The following is an 18,213-nucleotide window of genomic DNA, read 5'->3' as shown; positions in this document are numbered from 1 at the left end:
AGATATATTTTTCAAATCTTTCCTAACATCCACACATGGCGGTTAGGTGCAAAGCTCTGATGGATCATAAGCTCTGGCTCTTTTCTATTTTTTCTGCCAAACCACACGGTTGACATAATCTGTATAGGAAAGAATGATGCGCAGCACCTTTTCAGAAACATTGGGCATACTGTAGTCTGATACATGTCTCAGTGTACCTGCATCCTGAGTTTCCAGAACGCTTAGCCCTTGAAGGATTCTCTCCTTTTTGAGGCCTACCATCATGACGGATGCTTCTTCCATGGCTTCAGGACGCTCATGAGCCTGCCGGATATTGAGCGCTCTGAATCCGAGAATAGAAGACTCCTCACTGATGGTTCCACTGTCACTCAGCACTGCTTTCGCATAGATCTGAAGTTTGTTGTAGTCATTGAATCCTAAAGGCTTCAAAAGCTGAACCTTCTCATGCATCACAATGCCTTTTGCTTCCAGCATCTTCTTTGTCCTTGGGTGAGTGCTGACAATGACAGGCAGTTCATAGAGTGCAGCAACGGCATTCAAGCTGTCGATGAGATCTCTGAAGTTCTCATCGGAATTGATATTCTCATCTCTATGGGCAGAGACCACAAAGTATTCTCCTTCCTTTAAGTCCAGCCGTTCCAGCACATCAGAATTTCTGATGTCTTTTTCTCTGGAGTTTAGAACCTCAAACATAGGGCTGCCTGTTTTGATGATTCGATCCGCTGGAAGACCTTCCCGAAGAAGATACTCTCTTGCAATATCACTATAAGTAAGGTTGATGTCCGCTGTATGGTCTACAATCTTCCGATTGGTTTCTTCCGGTACACGCTGATCAAAGCAGCGGTTTCCGGCTTCCATATGGAAAATAGGAATTTGTCTTCTTTTGGCCGCAATGGCACAAAGACAGCTGTTGGTATCTCCCAGTACCAGGAATGCATCAGGCTTTTCTTTTTCCAAAATTGGATCGATTTTCACAAGGATATTGCCAATGGTCTCCACTGGGCCACCCACTGCAGCATCCAAAAAGTGGTCCGGCTTTCTTAATTTAAAATCACTGAAGAACACTTCATTCAGCTCATAATCATAGTTCTGGCCTGTATGAACAAGAATATGCTCCATGGCTTCAGATTTCTCCAAAGCGTGAATCACAGCTGAGAGTCTTATGATCTCAGGGCGGGTTCCCACCACAGTCATTACTTTCAATTTTTTCATCGTTACACCTCCAGGAAGAATGTGTCTGGTTTCTCAGGATCAAAGGTTTCATTGGCCCACATGACGGTGACCAAATCCACATCCCCCACATTCACGATGGAATGCGTATATCCAGTAGGGATATCCACAACCTCAAGTCTTTCCCCGGACACTCGATATTCAATCACATTCGTTTCCTCAAGTTTCCGGAAGCGGATCAGTCCTTCTCCGGATACCACAAGGAATTTCTCATTTTTCGTATGGTGCCAATGGTTCCCCTTTGTGATACCCGGTTTTGATACATTGATGGATACTTGGCCATAGGCTGATGTCTTCAAAAACTCGGTAAAAGAGCCTCGGGCATCCACATTCATCTTTAATGGATAAGAGAAATCATCCTCTGGAAGATAGCTGAGATAAGTACTGTACATCTTTTTCTGAAGTGGGTCTCCCATAGAAGGAATATAGTGGCTCTTTCGGCTTTCCTTAAAGCTTCTGATCATATCTGCCAGGTTTACAAGCAGAATTTCATGTTCTACTGGTACCTTATAGAACTGAGATGCATCTGGGTCCTTAGTCCCTCTTCCTTCTAATGCGCCAATGAACTCTTCCACCACATCATCGATGTAGGAGAGCCTCAAAAGGGCCTCTGGGTTATAGATTTCAATGGCCTCATCTCTTGCAATCTTATGACAGAAGGTAGCTACCACACTGTTGTAGTTTGGGCGGGACCATTTGCCAAAAAGGTTGGCAAGACGGTACACATACACTTTTGTATTATTTTCATTGCCATAGGAGAAAAGAAGGTCTTCTCCCGCCTTCTTGCTCTTTCCGTATTCGTTGTCCAGTTCTGCCTGGATGGATGACGTGATGAGTATGGGTGGGTAGTGCTTGTGCTTCGTTAAGATACTCAGGACCTCACTGGTGAATCCAAAATTTCCCTCCATAAACTCTTCCTGGTGAACTGGTCTGTTCACCCCTGCAAGATGATAGATAAAATCACAATCTGCCAGTGCGCGTTCCAGATCTTCTTTAGAGGAAGTCGTATCATATTCGAAAATATTCTCATACCCTCTGTTTTTTAGCTCACTGACTAGATTCTTTCCAACAAAGCCCTTGGCTCCTGTTACTACTACCTTCACTGCTTATCCCATCCTTTAAGCTCATTTTGAATGTACTCCAGCTGAAGAAGCTTCTCTTTTACTTCTTCCACTGTGAGTCTGTACGTATTATGGGAAGTATACTCTTCCTCCAGTCTTTCTTCGACTCCTTCTACAAAATACTTGTCATAGTTGAGATCTCTTTGGTCTGCTGGCACGCGATAAAAGTCTTTCAGATCTTCTGCAACATGAAACTCCTCTTTTGTCAGAAGGGTTTCATACACTTTCTCCCCGTGTCTGGTCCCGATGATCTTAATCTCATTGTCCACATGGAACAGTTCTTTCACCGCTATGGCCAGATCCATGATGGTGGATGCGGGAGATTTCTGAACCATGATATCACCGGCCTGACCATGCTGGAATGCAAAAAGAACCAGCTCCACAGCCTCTTCCAGAGACATGAGATATCTCGTCATGTCTGGATTGGTGATGGTGAGAGGCAGACCTTGTTTGATCTGCTCCACAAATAGGGGGATTACAGAGCCTCTGGAGGCCATGACGTTCCCGTATCTGGTTCCACAGATTAAGGTTTTCTCTGGATTCACTGTTCTTGACTTCGCCACAAACACCTTTTCCATCATAGCTTTGGATATCCCCATGGCATTGATGGGATAAGCCGCTTTGTCCGTAGAAAGACAGATGACCTTCTTCACACCCGATTCGATGGCGACAGAAAGTACATTGTCTGTCCCAATAATATTCGTCTGCACGGCCTGCATGGGGAAGAACTCACAAGATGGCACCTGTTTCAAAGCTGCTGCGTGGAAGATATAATCCACACCATGCATGGCATCTTTGATGCTGTTTCTGTCACGGACATCTCCGATATAAAACTTTATTTTGTCATGATGATACAGTTTACGCATATCATCCTGCTTTTTTTCATCTCTAGAAAAAATTCTGATTTCCTTAATATCGGTCTTTAGAAAACGGCTTAGAACCGCGTTTCCGAAGGAGCCTGTTCCACCTGTAATGAGCAGTGTCTTATCTTTAAACATTTTTCTCTTCTCCCTTTAAGTGTTTCAGCAAGGACTGAATGAAGTTTTCCTTTCTGAAATGATTCTCATAGTACTCAAACGCTCTTCTTCCGCAGGACCTGACCAGATCCGCGTCATTGATATATTTTACCATAATTTGGCTTAGCCCTAAAGCATCCCCACTCTCCACACAGTATCCTGCGCCAGACTCTTTGATGATATCCATGCTGTCATAGGATATGGCTCCAGCGATGGCTTTTCCTTTGGCCATATAGGTCTGTAACTTACCGGGGATGGTTCTTCCGATAAAATCATCATTTCTTAACGTCAGAAGACATACATCGGTACACTTGTAAATATCATCCATTTCTTCTTGGTCTTTTCGTCCATGAAAAATGAAGTGCTCCTCTACTTTTTTCTTTCTGACCAGATTACGAATGGCGCCCTCGTTGGACCCACTTCCGACGATATGAATCTGAAAGGGTTTTCCCTTGATCTTCGACGCAGCTTCTACTATCGTTTCGAGGTCCTGAACGAAGCCTATATTTCCGGCGAAAGTGAATGTACGCAGCTTTTCCAGTCTCACATCAACACTCTTCTGATCCTTCTCCTCAGAGTTTAAAAGTTCTTCTCCCTCAGCAATTTCATCCGTGTATTGAGGTAAATAATCCATACGATCGAATGAAAGGCCAATTTTTTCTTTGAGATACTCCATAAAGGACGGCGAAGACACAAGAACTTTGTCGGCTCCTTTATAAATTCTACTGCTCATCCTATGGACCAAATCAAAAAAGAATGTGCCTTCTCTGATGGACATGGCCTTTACAGATTCAGGCCAAAGATCCAGCGTATAAAGCACACTGCGCACCTTATTCTTTTTTGCATAAACAAGCCCAGGAAGGAACATGGTGATGGGTGAAGTCTGGAAGGAAAACACTACATCATACTTTTCTCTCAGAAAAAAAGTATAGAATGACCCCATCAGGGCATAAGAAATGTAATTCAGACTCCTGAACACTGGGCCTTTTCTTCTGGATATGATGGGAACTCTTATGACTTCTGCTCCGTGGAAGTTCTCTCGTCTTCTCCTGAAGAGACGGAACTCTTTTGGCACTTTCCCTAAATCATAATCCGGCAGTCCAGTTACCATCTTTACCTGATGGTCTTTAGCCAGTTCCTTCACCACATCATTGATTCTAAAATGGTCCGGATAAAACACCTGACCTACTACTAATATTCTCATGCTGCACTCCAATTCTTTGCCATCGCAATCTCAGCTACACTACTTGCCTTTAAGTGAAAAGAACGTTAGTCCCATGATTTTCAGATCCAGAAGAAAACTCATATTCTTCAGATAGTATAAATCCAGTTCAAATTTCTCATTCTGATCTACGGTATCACGTGCCATAACTTGAGCAAATCCTGTAAGACCTGGACGAAGCTTATCTACATGGGCTTCCTTTCTTCGCTCGACGATCTCTCCCTCATTTGGAATAAAAGGTCTTGGTCCAACAAAGGACATCTCTCCCTTTAAAATATTGATGAGCTGGGGAAGTTCATCCAAACTTGTTTTTCTTAAAAAAGAACCAAGCTTTGTGACATACTCCTTATTATGAAGCTCATGGGCAGAGACATTAGGGGCGGACAACGTCATACTTCTGAACTTCAGGATTTTAAAAGGCATACTGTTTCTGCCCAGTCTTTCCTGAATGAAAATCACCGGTCCGTCTCCTTGAATTTTAATCAATAGAGCAATGATGACAAATAGTGGAGATAAGAGAAGCAGCAGTCCAACAGACAACAAAACATCTCCAACTCTTTTAGCGTGTAAATATATATTTTTCTCCATGATAACCCCTAGTTGTTCAATTTCAATATTCTGATACAATAATTTTTGTCTAGCCCTCATTTTTATCACCTGATTTTAAGATTCATGGGTTAACAAACCTCTTCTGTATAATCTTGGTGAAAGCAGCGAAAATTTGTGATATCACTGCCGCTACCAAAGTTTACTTAAATTATACTCTAAAATAAAATATTTCTATGACAATTTAATGACACTGCAGTATGTGTGATGAAACTGCAGTGCTGTTTTCTTCTTATGCTATTCTCATTTTGAATGTCTCACAATCACCTTGAAAATTAATACCTTTCTGATCACATGCTGCCTGGTTCCTTATTGAAGCCTAATTTTGTGATCTCAGATTTTCTACAGATTTAGAATAAAATACATCCGTAGGCTATCTTATCACGCGGATGATATTTCAACAATAGTATTTTTGTGAGGAAATACTTACAGAACTTGTCCTGCATTAGTGCAACAACCAATCTCATAAAATATTGTGTGATTGATGAGATTGAGGTTTTCCTTGCCCCTTTCTGAACATACTCAGATTTCAATCTATTATATCCCTTTCGCATCAAGGAAGTTTAAACATTGTTTTATTATAAGAATAATTTTCTCTTAATTTATTGAATGATGATTCTTTACATGAAACCAGCTTTGAATCCATGTAACCTCAACTCCTCTGGTGCTGTTGACTTACAAGTTAAAATTGTCATATTTTCGAATCTTACAGTGTAATCTCTGACTCTACTCCAAGGTCTACTCCAAATCCGAAAAATTTATCCGAAATGTAATGTTTTATCTGAAAAAAGGGCTATAATTGTTAAGAGAAAGAACACTACCACAACAGCGGAGGCGCAATATGAAACGTAGAAACATAAGAAAAAATGAGGAAAATAGAAAAAAGAGATGGAAGGTCGTACTTCTATCTATTCTAATGATTTTTCTATTTTTTACAGGAGTAGCATATTCCTATATCCATAATTTGCTGAATTCAACAATTCAGGATGAGATTGGCGAGACAGATGAAGAGCTTGGTATTGGGAATCCAGATTTTGAGTTTGAGCAAGAAGGAGAACCAGAAAATGAGTATGTGGACAGCCCGTTACCCTTTTTCTATGAGGAAGTAAAGGGTATTACAAACATTGCACTTTTTGGTGTGGATGCGCCTATTGGCGAAAAAGGCCGAAGTGATGCCATTATGATCGTTACAATAGACAGAAACTCAAAAAAAATAAAACTGTCTTCTGTAATTAGAGACAGTTATGTGAATATTCCTGGTAGAGGTATGGATAAAATTAATCATGCTTATGCTTTTGGAGGTCCTGAACTTGCGATAAAGACACTCAACTCCAACTTCCACTTAAACATCAAGAATTATGCTACGTTGAACTTTACAACGCTCCCTCGCGTCATTGAGGCCCTAGGGGGTGTTACCATCACCATAACAGATGCTGAAGCTACTCAGATTCCAGGAATTAATGCAGGTGGCACCTACAATCTCACAGGTGATCAAGCCTTGACCTATGTTCGTATTCGTCAGATTGATTCTGATTTTGCACGATCAGACAGGCAACGAACAGTTGTGGAAGCTACAATTAAGAAGATGCTGAGCCAACCTGTGACTTCTTATCCAAGAGTTCTAAGTAAAATTCTACCACTGGTTACTACAAACATGAATTCTAATGATATCTTGACCATTGCTGGCAATGTTGTGGCAAGTGGTATCAGAACCATAGATCAGAAGCGATTCCCAGAGGATTCCTATTCAGAGTCTAAGAAGATTAAAGGAATCTACTATTTTGTCTTCAATCGGGAGAAAGCAATTCATAACATGGGAAACTATATTTATCTTGATGAAGAGCTCATTGAAGAATGAAAAACCCTGAAATGCTAACGATAAAAGCACGGATTCAAAGTAGAATATAACTATGAGATAATCTTCTCAACAAACCGGTTTTAGTCCCAGCTATGCATGCATAGCCAGTGTTAATACCGTGAGCAAGGAGAGGATCACAAATTGGCAACAATGCAACAGGCTCGTCACGAGCTATTGAAAGTGAAATGGATGGAAATCATTAATGAGCAGCGAATCAGCGGTTTAGCGGTAAGAAAATGGTGTGAGGCGAATGAGATCTCCGCTCCCAGCTTCTTCTACTGGAGCAGAGTAATCCGTCAGGATTCATTGGTGAAAGCCGGTACCATGGCGGTAAATGGGCAGACCTGCTTTGCGGAGATTACCCCCGATCTGGACAGACTGAAGTCTGTAAATATAAACGGAATCTGTGCCGTCATCCGATTTCATGGAAGTGAAGTTTCCGGATGATGTCCGCATCTTCATAGCATGCGGACAGACAGATATGAGAAAGTCCATTGATGGCCTTACAGCCATAGTCAGTCAGATCTATAAGCTTGACCCATTCCAGAATGCGCTGTATTTATTCTGCGGTAGACGAAGGGATCGGGTCAAAGCTCTGTACTGGGAGGGAGATGGGTTCTTGCTGTTCTACAAGAGACTTGAAAACGGAAGTTTTCAGTGGCCTCGGACGAATGATGAAGCAAGAGAGATTACTCCGCAGCAGTACCGTTGGCTATTGAAAGGTCTATCTGTTGATCAGAAGAAAGTCATTCAGAACATCGAAAGTAAAAGAATACTCTGATACGCTGAAAATGTTGAGAAATCAATGAGTTCAGCGATATTTTTTGTGCAAAATTATTTAATTTATGATATAATCCGAGTTTCAAGAAAAATAAATGAAAAAATATAGCGGAAAGCCTCTAATCTCAGTAGTTAGGGGCTTTTCAAAACGCTTTGAGTATTCTTTTGAAAATTGACCCACCTGTCCGGTCTTTAGATACCGCAGTTCCGATACTCTGATACCAGGATTCCGATTAGTGAGTACCGCAACTGCATCATAGGAAACGTTACCTTATAATATATCTATACATCGCAAGATGTAAATATATTATAAGGAGGTCATATTCATGACCGAGTATCGAGAAATCTTGAGGCTACATGCATTGGGCTTTAGTCAACGAAACATTGCCAATAGCTGTCACGCCTCAAAAACTACAGTCAGCCATGTTCTAAAAAAAGCCAAAGAGCTTGGCATCTCCTGGCCACTTGATGAAAATCAAACCAATGGAGCATTGAAAAAGCTGTTCTCCTCTCCTTCGCGCAAGCCTGAAGCCTCTAGCCCATTACCTGATTTTGCCTATATCAGAAAAGAACTGATGAGAAGTGGAGTGACCAAGAAACTGCTTTGGGTAGAGTATATGGAGGAGTGCAAACTTAATAACCAGACTCCACTGATGTATTCTCAGTTTTGTCACTACATCCAACAAGATGAGCAAAAACGAAGAGCTTCAATGCACATAAATCGTAAACCAGCAGAACAGATAGAGGTTGATTGGGCAGGTGATCCTGCACAAATAATCGATCCTGATACAGGAGAAATTACAAATGTTTCCATCTTTGTTGCTACGATGTCATACAGCCAGTACTCCTATGCTGAAGGCTTCCTGAACGAAAAACAGCAAGCTTGGATTACAGCTCATGTACATATGTATCAATATTTTGGAGGAGTTACTAGAATTCTTGTCCCTGATAATCTTCGTACAGCTGTAGATCATAACAAAGACTGGTATACACCTAAACTAAACAGATCTTATCATGAAATGGCCGAGCATTATGGGACGGCTAACATACCCGCAAGGGTCAGAAAACCCCAAGATAAACCTAGTGTAGAAGGCGCTGTAGGTCATATTTCCACCTGGATAATTGGTGCACTCCGTAATGAACAATTCTTCTCACTTTCAGAACTCAACAGTGCAATCCTGAAGAAACTTGATGCACTTAATCGCAAAGAATTCCAAAAGAAAGAAGGAAGTAGATTGAGCCTCTTCCGCAACGAAGAAGTCCCTTATTTACTCCCACTCCCTTCTACTCCATATGAACTTGCTGTATGGAAACAAGCCACTGTTCAGTTCAATTATCATATATCCATAGAGGGAATGCTATATTCCGTTCCATCTGAATACATAAAGAAAAAAGTGGACGTAAGGATTACTGAAACAATAGTGGAAGTTTTCTATAATCACACAAGGATTGCTTCCCACAGGCGCCTCTACGGGCGTAGAGGGCAATATGGTACCCTCAATCAGCATATGCCTCCAGATCACCAGAAGTATGCAGAGTGGGATGGAAACAGATTCAGAAAGTGGGCAACTAAAATCGGACCTTTTACCGCTAGAACCGTGAACTCTATGCTCTCATTCTATAAAGTGGAGCAACAGTCATACAGGGCTTGTATGGGCCTACTTCAGCTATCAAAAAAATATGGGGATGAGAAATTAGAAGCCGCTTGTGAGAAAGCTGTGAGCTTTACAGGAACTCCGAGCTCCAAAATCATAAAGAACATCTTGGTTACCGCAGCATCTAATAAAACACCACTATCAGAACCAGTGGAATCAAAGAAAAATATTTACGGCATGACACGTGGTGCGAAATATTATGGTGGAGGCAACGAAGATGATAAATAGAAGTACACTTGAAAAACTCACTGAAATGAATCTAACTGGGATGTCTGATGCCTTCCGGCATCAACTCAGTGATCCTCAAATGAATGATGTTGCTTTCGAAGATCGGTTTGATATGATGGTGGACATTGAATATAATCGACGAAAGAATAATCGTCTTGATCGGCTAATTAAGAATGCCAACTTCGACCAGCCAGATGCCAACATCATGGATATTGACTACAGATCGGGTAGAAAGCTAAACAAAGAGCTCATTATGAGGCTTGCGTCTTGTGAGTATATCACAGATCACAGAAACATCTTCATCACAGGTGCAACAGGAACGGGCAAGAGTTATCTGGGATGTGCATTTGGTATGGAAGCCTGTAAACAATACTATAAAACGAAATATATACGTCTTCCTGACTTCTTCATTGATCTGGAATATGCACGAAGTAACGGAACATATAAGAAGGTTTTGGCTAAATACTCCAATCCTGTACTACTCATCATTGATGAGTGGTTACTGACGAAACCCACTGAGAGTCAGATTGTGGATATCTTCGAGCTGGTGCACCAAAGAAGAAAAAGATCTTCAACAATAATCTGCTCTCAATATCATCATAAAGGATGGTATCAGGAACTTAGTGGCGATGAGAATCCGCTTGCTGATGCTATCCTGGATCACCTTGTGCATGATGCGTATAAGATACACATTGAACCAGTTGATCCGAAACACGATATATCCATGAGACAACTCTATGGTCTGGATAAGTCAATAAGTGAATAAATTTTCTTAAGTGGTATCATGAGTCCGGACAAGCGGTATTCACCGCACCGGATTCATGGTACATCTAGAGGAGAATATCCACGCTTATTTTATGATATAATATTAACGTACTTAAATGGTAAAATTAGGAGGGTTCTATGCATATTGAGAAGTTTAAGTTAAATGGAACAGTATATCTCCGACTTGCAGAAAGTTATACCGTGATGGAAAATGGTGTGTCTAAGCAAAAAAAGAGATCCCTCTATCATATTGGCCCCCTACATCGGTACGATGACGGGGACCCGAACTATCTGGAACGACTGAGGGAATCATTTAGACAAGGTGCCCCTCTCATTCCAGAGCTAAAACCCTATGTCCAAAAGACACGCGACACCGTTGGATCATAAAGACATCTGAGGAATGGCTCAGTCCAGTAGTCGCACGACTACTGAAGAAGCTGCTGGATGAATCCTACATCCATGCTGATGAAACAGTTGTTCAGGTGATGAAAGAGCCAGGGCGGAGCAACACGAGCAAGTCATATATGTGGGTCTATGCTACAAGCCGTCACACTGCACGCCCCATCCGGATCTTTGATTACCGTACCGGTCGCAGGGGCTCATGCTTCGGAGTTTCTGGAAGGCTTCCACGGCTATCTGCATACGGATGCCTACGCCGGGTATGAGAAGGTGAAGGATGTCACCCGCTGTCTCTGCTGGAGCCACAGCCAGCGTTACTTTCATGATGCTCTGCCCAAAGATCTGAAAAGTACGGAAGCCACATTGCCTCTTGAAGGTATCCGATTCTGCAACAGGCTGATCAAGATAGAGGAGTTGTGCAGGGATCTCTCCCCGGAAGATCGTAGAATCAAGAGTCTTGAACTGGCAACGCCAGTACTGGAGGCTTATTGGGCATGGGTTGAAAAGAATGCGGACAAAGTCCTGCCCAAATCGAAAATCGGAAAGGCTTTCCAGTATACCCGGAATCAGAGGGAAGGGCTGATGAACTATCTGGAGGATGGTCACTGCGAGATTTCCAACAACATTGCGGGAAACAGCATCCGCCCTTTTACCGTAGGAAGGCGCAACTGGATGTTCTCGGGGAGTCCGAAGGGTGCTTTTGCAAGTGCCATCGTATACAGCCTTGTGGAGACATCCAAGGCCAATGGTCTGAATCCCTACAAATATCTCAATCTCCTTCTGGATGTTCTTCCCCGGTACTCCGTTGAAGAAAGATCCGAAGGCATCGAACAGCTCCTGCCCTGGAATCCTCAGGTCAGGAAAGAATGTTCGACATAATAGTCAACACCGGCGGTCGTAAGGTCGCCACTTGTTTTCTCTCACCAAAAATTATCACATACTTCCCTCATCAGATACACCCATCCGATTAAAGACCGCTTACGGTTTAACGGTAAGAAAATGGTGTGAGATGAATGAGATCTCCGCACCCAGCTTCTTATACTGGAGCATAGTAATCTGTCAAGATTCATTGGTGAAAGCCGGTACCATGGCGATTATTTCACAAATAGTCCCCTAATATCAGAAAGAGTCTTAAATAGTCTATAATTATAGGTTATTAAATACCCATTTTTCAATCCATAAAAACCGTTATCTTTCCCTGTTTTTTTGATTCTTTTGACCTCAGATGATATCTCTTTTCTCTCATTTCTTGTTAATAAATCGTAATTCTTAAATATTATCTTATGCAATTTCCCAAGTTTCATTTTTGTTGCATTATCAAATGCTAGCATTTTCTCGTCACAATACTCATAGCAAATGTTATTGTATACTGTAATGTAACCGTGCAAGCTTTTTAGTCTATTTCGATTTGTCATAATGGAGTTTTTTCTGATTCTGCGCATAAAAAACTTACGTGGAATATACATTGCATTTTGAGATTTCATAAAAACGTTAAATGTAAATAGTTCATCTTCGTGTATGATTCCTTCTGGAAATCTCAATTGATTTATATCTAGCAAGTCTTTTTTTACCATATATAAGCATGGCGAAACTATAAACTCACTATTCTCTAGCATTTTTTCAAGCAAGTCTTTTCCAACGTGTTTGCCATTATAACTGCCTTTTCTAGTATAGTTTACTCCATATTTTTTCCCGTTTTTATAATCTTCATCGTAAAAACTGTCTCCATCAAATATGATCAGATCAAGTTCGTCCTTCTCACACGCATTATATAAAAACTCAATTGTGTCAGGTAATATATAATCATCACTGTCCATGAAGTATATATATTTACCTTTTGCTTTACTCAACCCACTATTTCTCGCAGCGCCCTGCCCCATATTAATCTGGCTTATCAAAAAAAAATTATCATATTCATCAGCATATTCTTTGAGTATATCGAGACTTGAATCTGTAGAACCATCATTAATTAAAATTACTTCATAATTATCAAAAGTCTGATCAATAATACTATCGATACATCTCTTTAAGTATTTCTCTGTGTTGTAAACGGGAACCACAATAGAAACACCATTAAACCTGTCTTGCACTTTGCATCCTCCTGTCCACAAAAAAACAACTCTTAATCTCATCGATTCGAACTTTTCTATTTATACTAACTTTACATAAGTAACACAATATAAGCGAAACAATCTTAGAATTTTATACAGTATATGCGGGATAAACATACTAAAATTATTTTCGATTTATAAAGAATTTTATCGAATACTATTTGTTTTATACATCGATTTTATTTCATTATAGCTATCTAATGTACCGATATCATATCTGGAACCTTTAAAGTGAAAAACATGGATTACTTTTCTCTTTAGTAACCAATCAATAACCATACCTGGAGCATCTCCATTATTCCCTTCATTTATAAACTCTTCAATCAATGGTATCGTTTCTTTTTGATAAATATAAAATGGTGGTACTGCATACGATGATTTTGGGTGAATTGGTTTTTCTTCAAAAGAAACTAGACGAAATTGTGCATCAACTTCTGCAACTCCGGTCCTTTTAAGCTTCTCAATGTCCTCTAGCTTGTGAGCAGTAATACAATCGGTTCCTACACTTTGATAATAATCCACAAAATCATCTAACCCAAACTCAAATAAATTATCTCCAGCTAGTATCATAAGTGAGTCATATATATTTAGGTACTTAACCGCGAATAAAACATCATTTATGGCACCTAATCTTGTTTCATTTGATATTGATCCATCGTCAAGAACTGTGATTTTTTTTGCTCCTCTGTAAGTTTCTCTCCAATTCTCAAAATGATCAATAAATTTGTGGTTTGTTACAATTACAATCTCGTTTACAATATGAACCGCTTCTATCTTATTAACAATATGATCGAGAATTGTCTTGCCGTCTACTTCTAATAATGATTTTGGCAGATTCTCTGTGAGTGGATATAGGCGAGTTGCGTATCCTGCTGCCAGTAAAATACATTTCAATGCTTCATCCCCCTATATCTTATGATAATGTGCACCATCAGCAATTTTACAAAAGTGTACTTTGTAAAGATCTTTATACTTTGGATGTTTGACTGGATATACTGAATCCATGGTCTTTTCTATTTCTTTTTTAAACGCAGGATTAATTAAACCAATACAACAGCCTCTATATCCCGCCCCACTAAAACGAGCCCCATACACACCTGCTGAATTTTTCAAAGTATCAAAGATGGTTATTAGTTCTGGACATCCGCATTCATATTGATGTACTGAGCTATCACCAGATTCGTTCATTAGTTGTCCAAAAGATCTTAAATCTCCACGTTTCCAAGCTTCAATGCCATCCTTAACACGCTTCTGTTCACTGAAGTAGTGTTTGGCTCTTCTTTTGAACCGACCCGGCAGCATGTGAGAATATTCTTCAAAAACCGAAGGATCAATATCTCGTAGTTTAGACTCCTTTAAATTCGGTAAAGTCATGGAAGATATTTCATGTAATAACCAAGAAGAAACCTTACATTCATCAACACGATTATTATAGTCAGTTCTAATAAGCGATGTAGATATTCCTGAATAGACAATGACAAACTCCAAATCATGCTCAATCGCACCAATGTTTTCAAGTTTATACTCATTAGACTTGCAATCCATTACCATTAATTTATTATTTTCACTCAGAATATTAGCAGATTGATCCAATATTCCATTCTTTAGTCCAATATACTGTGTTTCAACCCAGTGACTATACTGAACCAGATCCAATTTTGAAATCTTAATGTTATTGACATCACACAAAGCCATCAAGTAGGCTGTTGTAACGGCAGCAGAAGAACTCAACCCACCGATAGGTAACTTCCCACTGACAATTCCATTTATTCCATTTCGCAGTATATAATCTCTTTTTAATGAAAGCGCTGCTCCCTTTATGTAGTTGCCCCAAGATCCTGGAATAACCTCTGGAACATGATCAAGATGAAACATTTCCTCATCAGGAAAATCCTGACTTTGTATCCTAATATAACCATCTGTCGATGGAGTGTATACTAGATTAATACTGGAATCAAGTGCTACCCCTGTTACCAATCCGCCCTGATGGTCAACATGTGCCCCTAGTGGACAGATTCTTAAAGGAGATCTGACTGCTCTAATGTCCGTTGCCTTAAATTTTTCAACTAACTTTAAGCTCAAATCCTTCATTTTGTTGCCACCTTAGTATTAATCTCTACTGAATAAATCACGAGTATACACCTTTTCTGATACATCTCTAATCTCATCTGACAGTCTATTTGCTACGATCACATCTGAAATTGTCTTAAACTCTTCGAAATCCTTAATAACCCTTGAGTTGTAGAAGTCATTTTCCTTGAGCGCTGGCTCATAAACAACTACTTCAACCCCCTTCGCTTTAATTCTCTTCATTACCCCTTGAATTGCAGATTGACGAAAATTATCTGAATCCATCTTCATTGTTAATCTATATATCCCAACTATTTTAGGATTACTTCTTAAGATCATATCTGCGATATGATCTTTTCTTGTTCTATTTGCGTCGACAATTGCAGACATAATATTCTGCGGAACATCAGCATAGTTTGCTAAGAGTTGCTTTGTATCTTTGGGTAAGCAATAACCGCCATATCCAAAGGATGGATTATTATAATGTGAGCCTATTCTTGGGTCAAGACCTACTCCTTCTATAATTTGCTTTGTGTTTAATCCTCTTACCTCTGCATAAGAATCAAGTTCGTTAAAATATGCAACACGTAAAGCCAGATACGTATTGGCAAATAATTTTATCGCTTCTGCCTCTGTAGAGTCGGTATAGAGTATTGGAATATCATTTTTAATAGCTCCTTCAGCTAGTAGTTCTGCAAAAACTCTTGCCCTTTCAGACTGCTCACCTACTACAATTCTTGATGGATAAAGATTGTCATATAATGCCTTTCCTTCTCTTAAGAACTCCGGTGAGAAAATAACATTATCTGTATCAAATTTCTCTCGAATATTCTCTGTATACCCAACAGGGACCGTCGATTTTATAACCATCACAGCTTCTGGGTTAATTGAAAGCACACTCGCAATGACAGCTTCGACCGTCCTTGTATTAAAATAGTTCTTTTCAGGATCATAATTAGTGGGTGTAGATATAATGACATAATCAGCATCTTTGAAAGCCTCAAAATTATCTGTTGTAGCCTTTAAATTCAGTTCTTTTGTTGCGAGGTACTCTTCAATTTCCGCATCAACTATTGGTGATTTCCTATTGTTGATCATATCAACTTTTTCTTTAATAATATCCAATGCTATAACCTCATTGTTTTGAGCTAAGAGTATTGCATTTGATAGTCCTACGTAACCTGTACCTGCTATTGTAATTTTCATTATTATCCCCCTTATGCTTGTTCATCATAACTAACGAAATTTATTCAAATCTAATATTATAATAATCCTTATACCAATTAACAAATCTGCTAATTCCATCTTCTATGGTTGTCGTTGGTTTGAAATCTATCGCTTCTTCCAGTTCATCAACATCAGCATATGTCTTGACAACATCTCCCGGCTGCATATCAAAAAATACCTTTTTCGCTTCTTTTCCTATTGAACTTTCAATCGCTTTTATAAATCTCATTAGTGAAACTGGCGCATTATTCCCTATATTATATATCTTATATGGTGCAAAACTGCTACTAATAGAATCCTTTGATTCATCCCAATTTTTAACGCTTGAAGGTATCTGCTTGAGTAATCCGATAATCCCTTCAACAACATCATCAATATATGTAAAGTCTCTCTCCATTAAACCATGGTTAAATACTTTAATCGGTCTTTCATCAAAAATATCCTTGGTAAATGAATAATATGCCATATCAGGTCTTCCAAAAGGTCCATATACCGTGAAGAATCTTAGTCCAGTAGTTGGAATTCCGTACAAATGACTATAAGTATGAGCCATCAACTCATTAGATTTTTTGGTTGCGGCATATAGTGATACTGGATGATCAACATTGTGACTGGTTGAAAAAGGAGACATTTTATTCCCCCCATAAACAGAACTGGAAGAAGCGTACAGTAAATGTTTAACAGGAAAATGCCTGCATGCTTCTAAAACATTCATAAATCCATAAATGTTTGAATCGATATATGCGTATGGATTTTCAATGGAATATCTAACTCCTGCTTGAGCAGCAAGGTTTATTACGATTTCAAATCCAGAATTCTCGAACAAAGTTAACAAAAAATCCTTATTGGTTATATCGCCTTTTAGGAATTGATAATTGTCAAACTCAACCAGTTTCGATATCCTATCATATTTGAGTTGCGGATCGTAATACTCATTCATGTTATCAATACCAATAATTCTGTGACCCTCTCTTAATAGCGCTTTTGTTAGGTGATAACCGATGAACCCAGCACCACCTGTAACTAAAATTTTCAATGTCTCCACATCCTTCATCACTATACTTTAAATCCTTCTGCTTATTACTTATTAGTTCGCAAGTATTCTACTTTGGGAGTATTGGGACTCTTTATCTTTGATTGAAGCTTCATATGAACACTCAAAGTTATAGTTTGAACGAACTTATCCAACAGCAAACCTATCGATATCCAGAGTGGTAATTTTTCTATGTGTCGATACACTTGCCACTGATATCGTACTAAATCTGATTTCTTGCTGGATAGAGAACCTTCTCGAACCCTATGATAAGTAAGGGGTGTTTGCAATGTATGCATTGTTTTAGCTTCTTTTATAACCTGTAACCACATAACAAAGTCGTTTCTCCGCCTTATGTTAGGAATGTAGAATTTCCCTAAGTGGAGTGAGTTATACATGACAGTACTGTTGCCAGGGCATCTTCTTAAAAGTTTATAATAATCAAGTATTTGAGGGCTCTTCACAACTACGTCTAAAGGTTCTCCACTTTCACTCATTTTCTGATAATATGTACAAGAAAAATAGTATTTATTACTCACCATAAAGTTTAATTGATCTGAAAGCTTGTTGGAATGCCAAACATCATCACTATCAATGAATGCAATAAAATCTCCTTTTGCAATCTTTACTCCACTATTTCGAGCAATTGCAGCACCTTGATTTTCAGCCAAATAGATTGATTTAATACGAGGATCAACTTTTGCATACTCTAATATAATTGATTTTGTTTTATCAGTAGAGCAATCATCAATAATTATGAGTTCCCAATTACGATAATCTTGCGCTAAAACTGAATCAATCGTTTCAACAAGGTAAGTATCCGCATTAAATGTTGGCATGATTATTGATATTAAATGCTCTTGTTTGTTATCCATATACCTTCCCTTCCGAT

Annotated in this window: 17 protein-coding genes and 1 pseudogene; 7 read left to right on the top strand and 11 right to left on the bottom strand. The window is 39.3% G+C overall.

Annotated features, from left to right (window positions below; genetic code table 11):
* Window positions 1-84: 84 nt before the first annotated feature.
* Genes wecB through T487_RS0111070 form a run of 5 tightly spaced genes read right to left on the bottom strand, consistent with a single transcriptional unit; the run spans window position 85 to window position 5,177 of the window.
* On the bottom strand, window positions 85-1,212 hold the full coding sequence (gene wecB / locus T487_RS0111090; RefSeq protein WP_031577197.1) for a non-hydrolyzing UDP-N-acetylglucosamine 2-epimerase: 1,128 nt from the start codon (window positions 1,210-1,212) through the stop codon (window positions 85-87).
* A gap of 2 nt (window positions 1,213-1,214) precedes the next feature.
* Window positions 1,215-2,333, bottom strand: a complete 1,119-nt coding sequence (locus tag T487_RS0111085; protein WP_031577196.1) for a polysaccharide biosynthesis C-terminal domain-containing protein — start codon at window positions 2,331-2,333, stop codon at window positions 1,215-1,217.
* On the bottom strand, window positions 2,330-3,349 hold the full coding sequence (locus T487_RS0111080) for a polysaccharide biosynthesis protein (protein WP_031577195.1): 1,020 nt from the start codon (window positions 3,347-3,349) through the stop codon (window positions 2,330-2,332). Before T487_RS0111080 ends, T487_RS0111085 begins: the two co-directional genes overlap by 4 nt.
* A complete protein-coding gene (locus T487_RS0111075) occupies window positions 3,342-4,571 on the bottom strand; it encodes a glycosyltransferase family 4 protein (RefSeq protein WP_031577194.1) in 1,230 nt (409 codons plus the stop codon). Before T487_RS0111075 ends, T487_RS0111080 begins: the two co-directional genes overlap by 8 nt.
* A gap of 39 nt (window positions 4,572-4,610) precedes the next feature.
* Entirely contained in the window at window positions 4,611-5,177 is a 567-nt protein-coding gene (locus tag T487_RS0111070; protein WP_031577193.1) for a sugar transferase, read from the bottom strand.
* Window positions 5,178-6,111: 934 nt separating this feature from the next.
* On the opposite strand from T487_RS0111070, the gene T487_RS0111065 reads away from it, so the two are divergent.
* From T487_RS0111065 to tnpC, 7 genes and pseudogenes are all read left to right on the top strand, one after another.
* A complete protein-coding gene (locus T487_RS0111065) occupies window positions 6,112-7,053 on the top strand; it encodes an LCP family protein (RefSeq protein WP_176758079.1) in 942 nt (313 codons plus the stop codon).
* A 150-nt stretch (window positions 7,054-7,203) separates the two neighbouring features.
* Window positions 7,204-7,500: an IS66 family insertion sequence element accessory protein TnpA gene (gene tnpA, locus T487_RS0111060; protein ID WP_423219171.1), complete on the top strand. Its 297-nt coding sequence runs from the start codon at window positions 7,204-7,206 to the stop codon at window positions 7,498-7,500.
* Window positions 7,478-7,834 (top strand): IS66 family insertion sequence element accessory protein TnpB, encoded by a 357-nt coding sequence (gene tnpB / locus T487_RS0111055; RefSeq protein ID WP_031577190.1) that lies wholly within the window; start codon window positions 7,478-7,480, stop codon window positions 7,832-7,834. The genes tnpA and tnpB overlap by 23 nt, the downstream gene beginning before the upstream one ends.
* A gap of 325 nt (window positions 7,835-8,159) precedes the next feature.
* Window positions 8,160-9,716, top strand: a complete 1,557-nt coding sequence (istA, locus tag T487_RS0111050) for an IS21 family transposase (protein ID WP_031577189.1) — start codon at window positions 8,160-8,162, stop codon at window positions 9,714-9,716.
* Window positions 9,706-10,482: an ATP-binding protein gene (locus tag T487_RS0111045; protein WP_031577188.1), complete on the top strand. Its 777-nt coding sequence runs from the start codon at window positions 9,706-9,708 to the stop codon at window positions 10,480-10,482. The genes istA and T487_RS0111045 overlap by 11 nt, the downstream gene beginning before the upstream one ends.
* Window positions 10,483-10,619: 137 nt before the next feature.
* Window positions 10,620-10,868, top strand: coding sequence for a hypothetical protein (locus tag T487_RS0111040; RefSeq protein WP_031577187.1), 249 nt, complete (start codon window positions 10,620-10,622; stop codon window positions 10,866-10,868).
* Window positions 10,862-11,759, top strand: a pseudogene (gene tnpC / locus T487_RS15510) (IS66 family transposase). Before T487_RS0111040 ends, tnpC begins: the two are co-directional and overlap by 7 nt.
* A 215-nt stretch (window positions 11,760-11,974) precedes the next feature.
* Here the strand turns inward: tnpC and T487_RS15505 are convergent.
* The 6 genes from T487_RS15505 to T487_RS0111005 form a co-directional block, all read right to left on the bottom strand.
* Window positions 11,975-12,970: a glycosyltransferase gene (locus T487_RS15505; RefSeq protein WP_036909428.1), complete on the bottom strand. Its 996-nt coding sequence runs from the start codon at window positions 12,968-12,970 to the stop codon at window positions 11,975-11,977.
* Window positions 12,971-13,138: 168 nt separating this feature from the next.
* Window positions 13,139-13,885, bottom strand: coding sequence for a nucleotidyltransferase family protein (locus T487_RS0111025; RefSeq protein WP_031577185.1), 747 nt, complete (start codon window positions 13,883-13,885; stop codon window positions 13,139-13,141).
* 12 nt (window positions 13,886-13,897) lie between these two features.
* Window positions 13,898-15,082: a GHMP family kinase ATP-binding protein gene (locus T487_RS0111020; RefSeq protein ID WP_051651679.1), complete on the bottom strand. Its 1,185-nt coding sequence runs from the start codon at window positions 15,080-15,082 to the stop codon at window positions 13,898-13,900.
* 18 nt (window positions 15,083-15,100) lie between these two features.
* Window positions 15,101-16,267, bottom strand: a complete 1,167-nt coding sequence (locus T487_RS0111015; RefSeq protein ID WP_031577183.1) for a nucleotide sugar dehydrogenase — start codon at window positions 16,265-16,267, stop codon at window positions 15,101-15,103.
* Between the two features lie 40 nt (window positions 16,268-16,307).
* A complete protein-coding gene (locus tag T487_RS0111010; RefSeq protein WP_031577181.1) occupies window positions 16,308-17,342 on the bottom strand; it encodes an NAD-dependent epimerase in 1,035 nt (344 codons plus the stop codon).
* Window positions 17,343-17,368: 26 nt separating this feature from the next.
* Window positions 17,369-18,196, bottom strand: a complete 828-nt coding sequence (locus T487_RS0111005) for a glycosyltransferase family 2 protein (protein WP_074542610.1) — start codon at window positions 18,194-18,196, stop codon at window positions 17,369-17,371.
* Between the last annotated feature and the right edge of the window lie 17 nt (window positions 18,197-18,213).

Origin of the sequence: Proteiniclasticum ruminis DSM 24773, from assembly GCF_000701905.1 — a bacterium.
GTDB lineage: Bacteria > Bacillota > Clostridia > Clostridiales > Clostridiaceae > Proteiniclasticum > Proteiniclasticum ruminis.
Note: the sequence above shows the minus strand (reverse complement) of the source record. Positions and strands in the feature narration are given on the sequence as shown.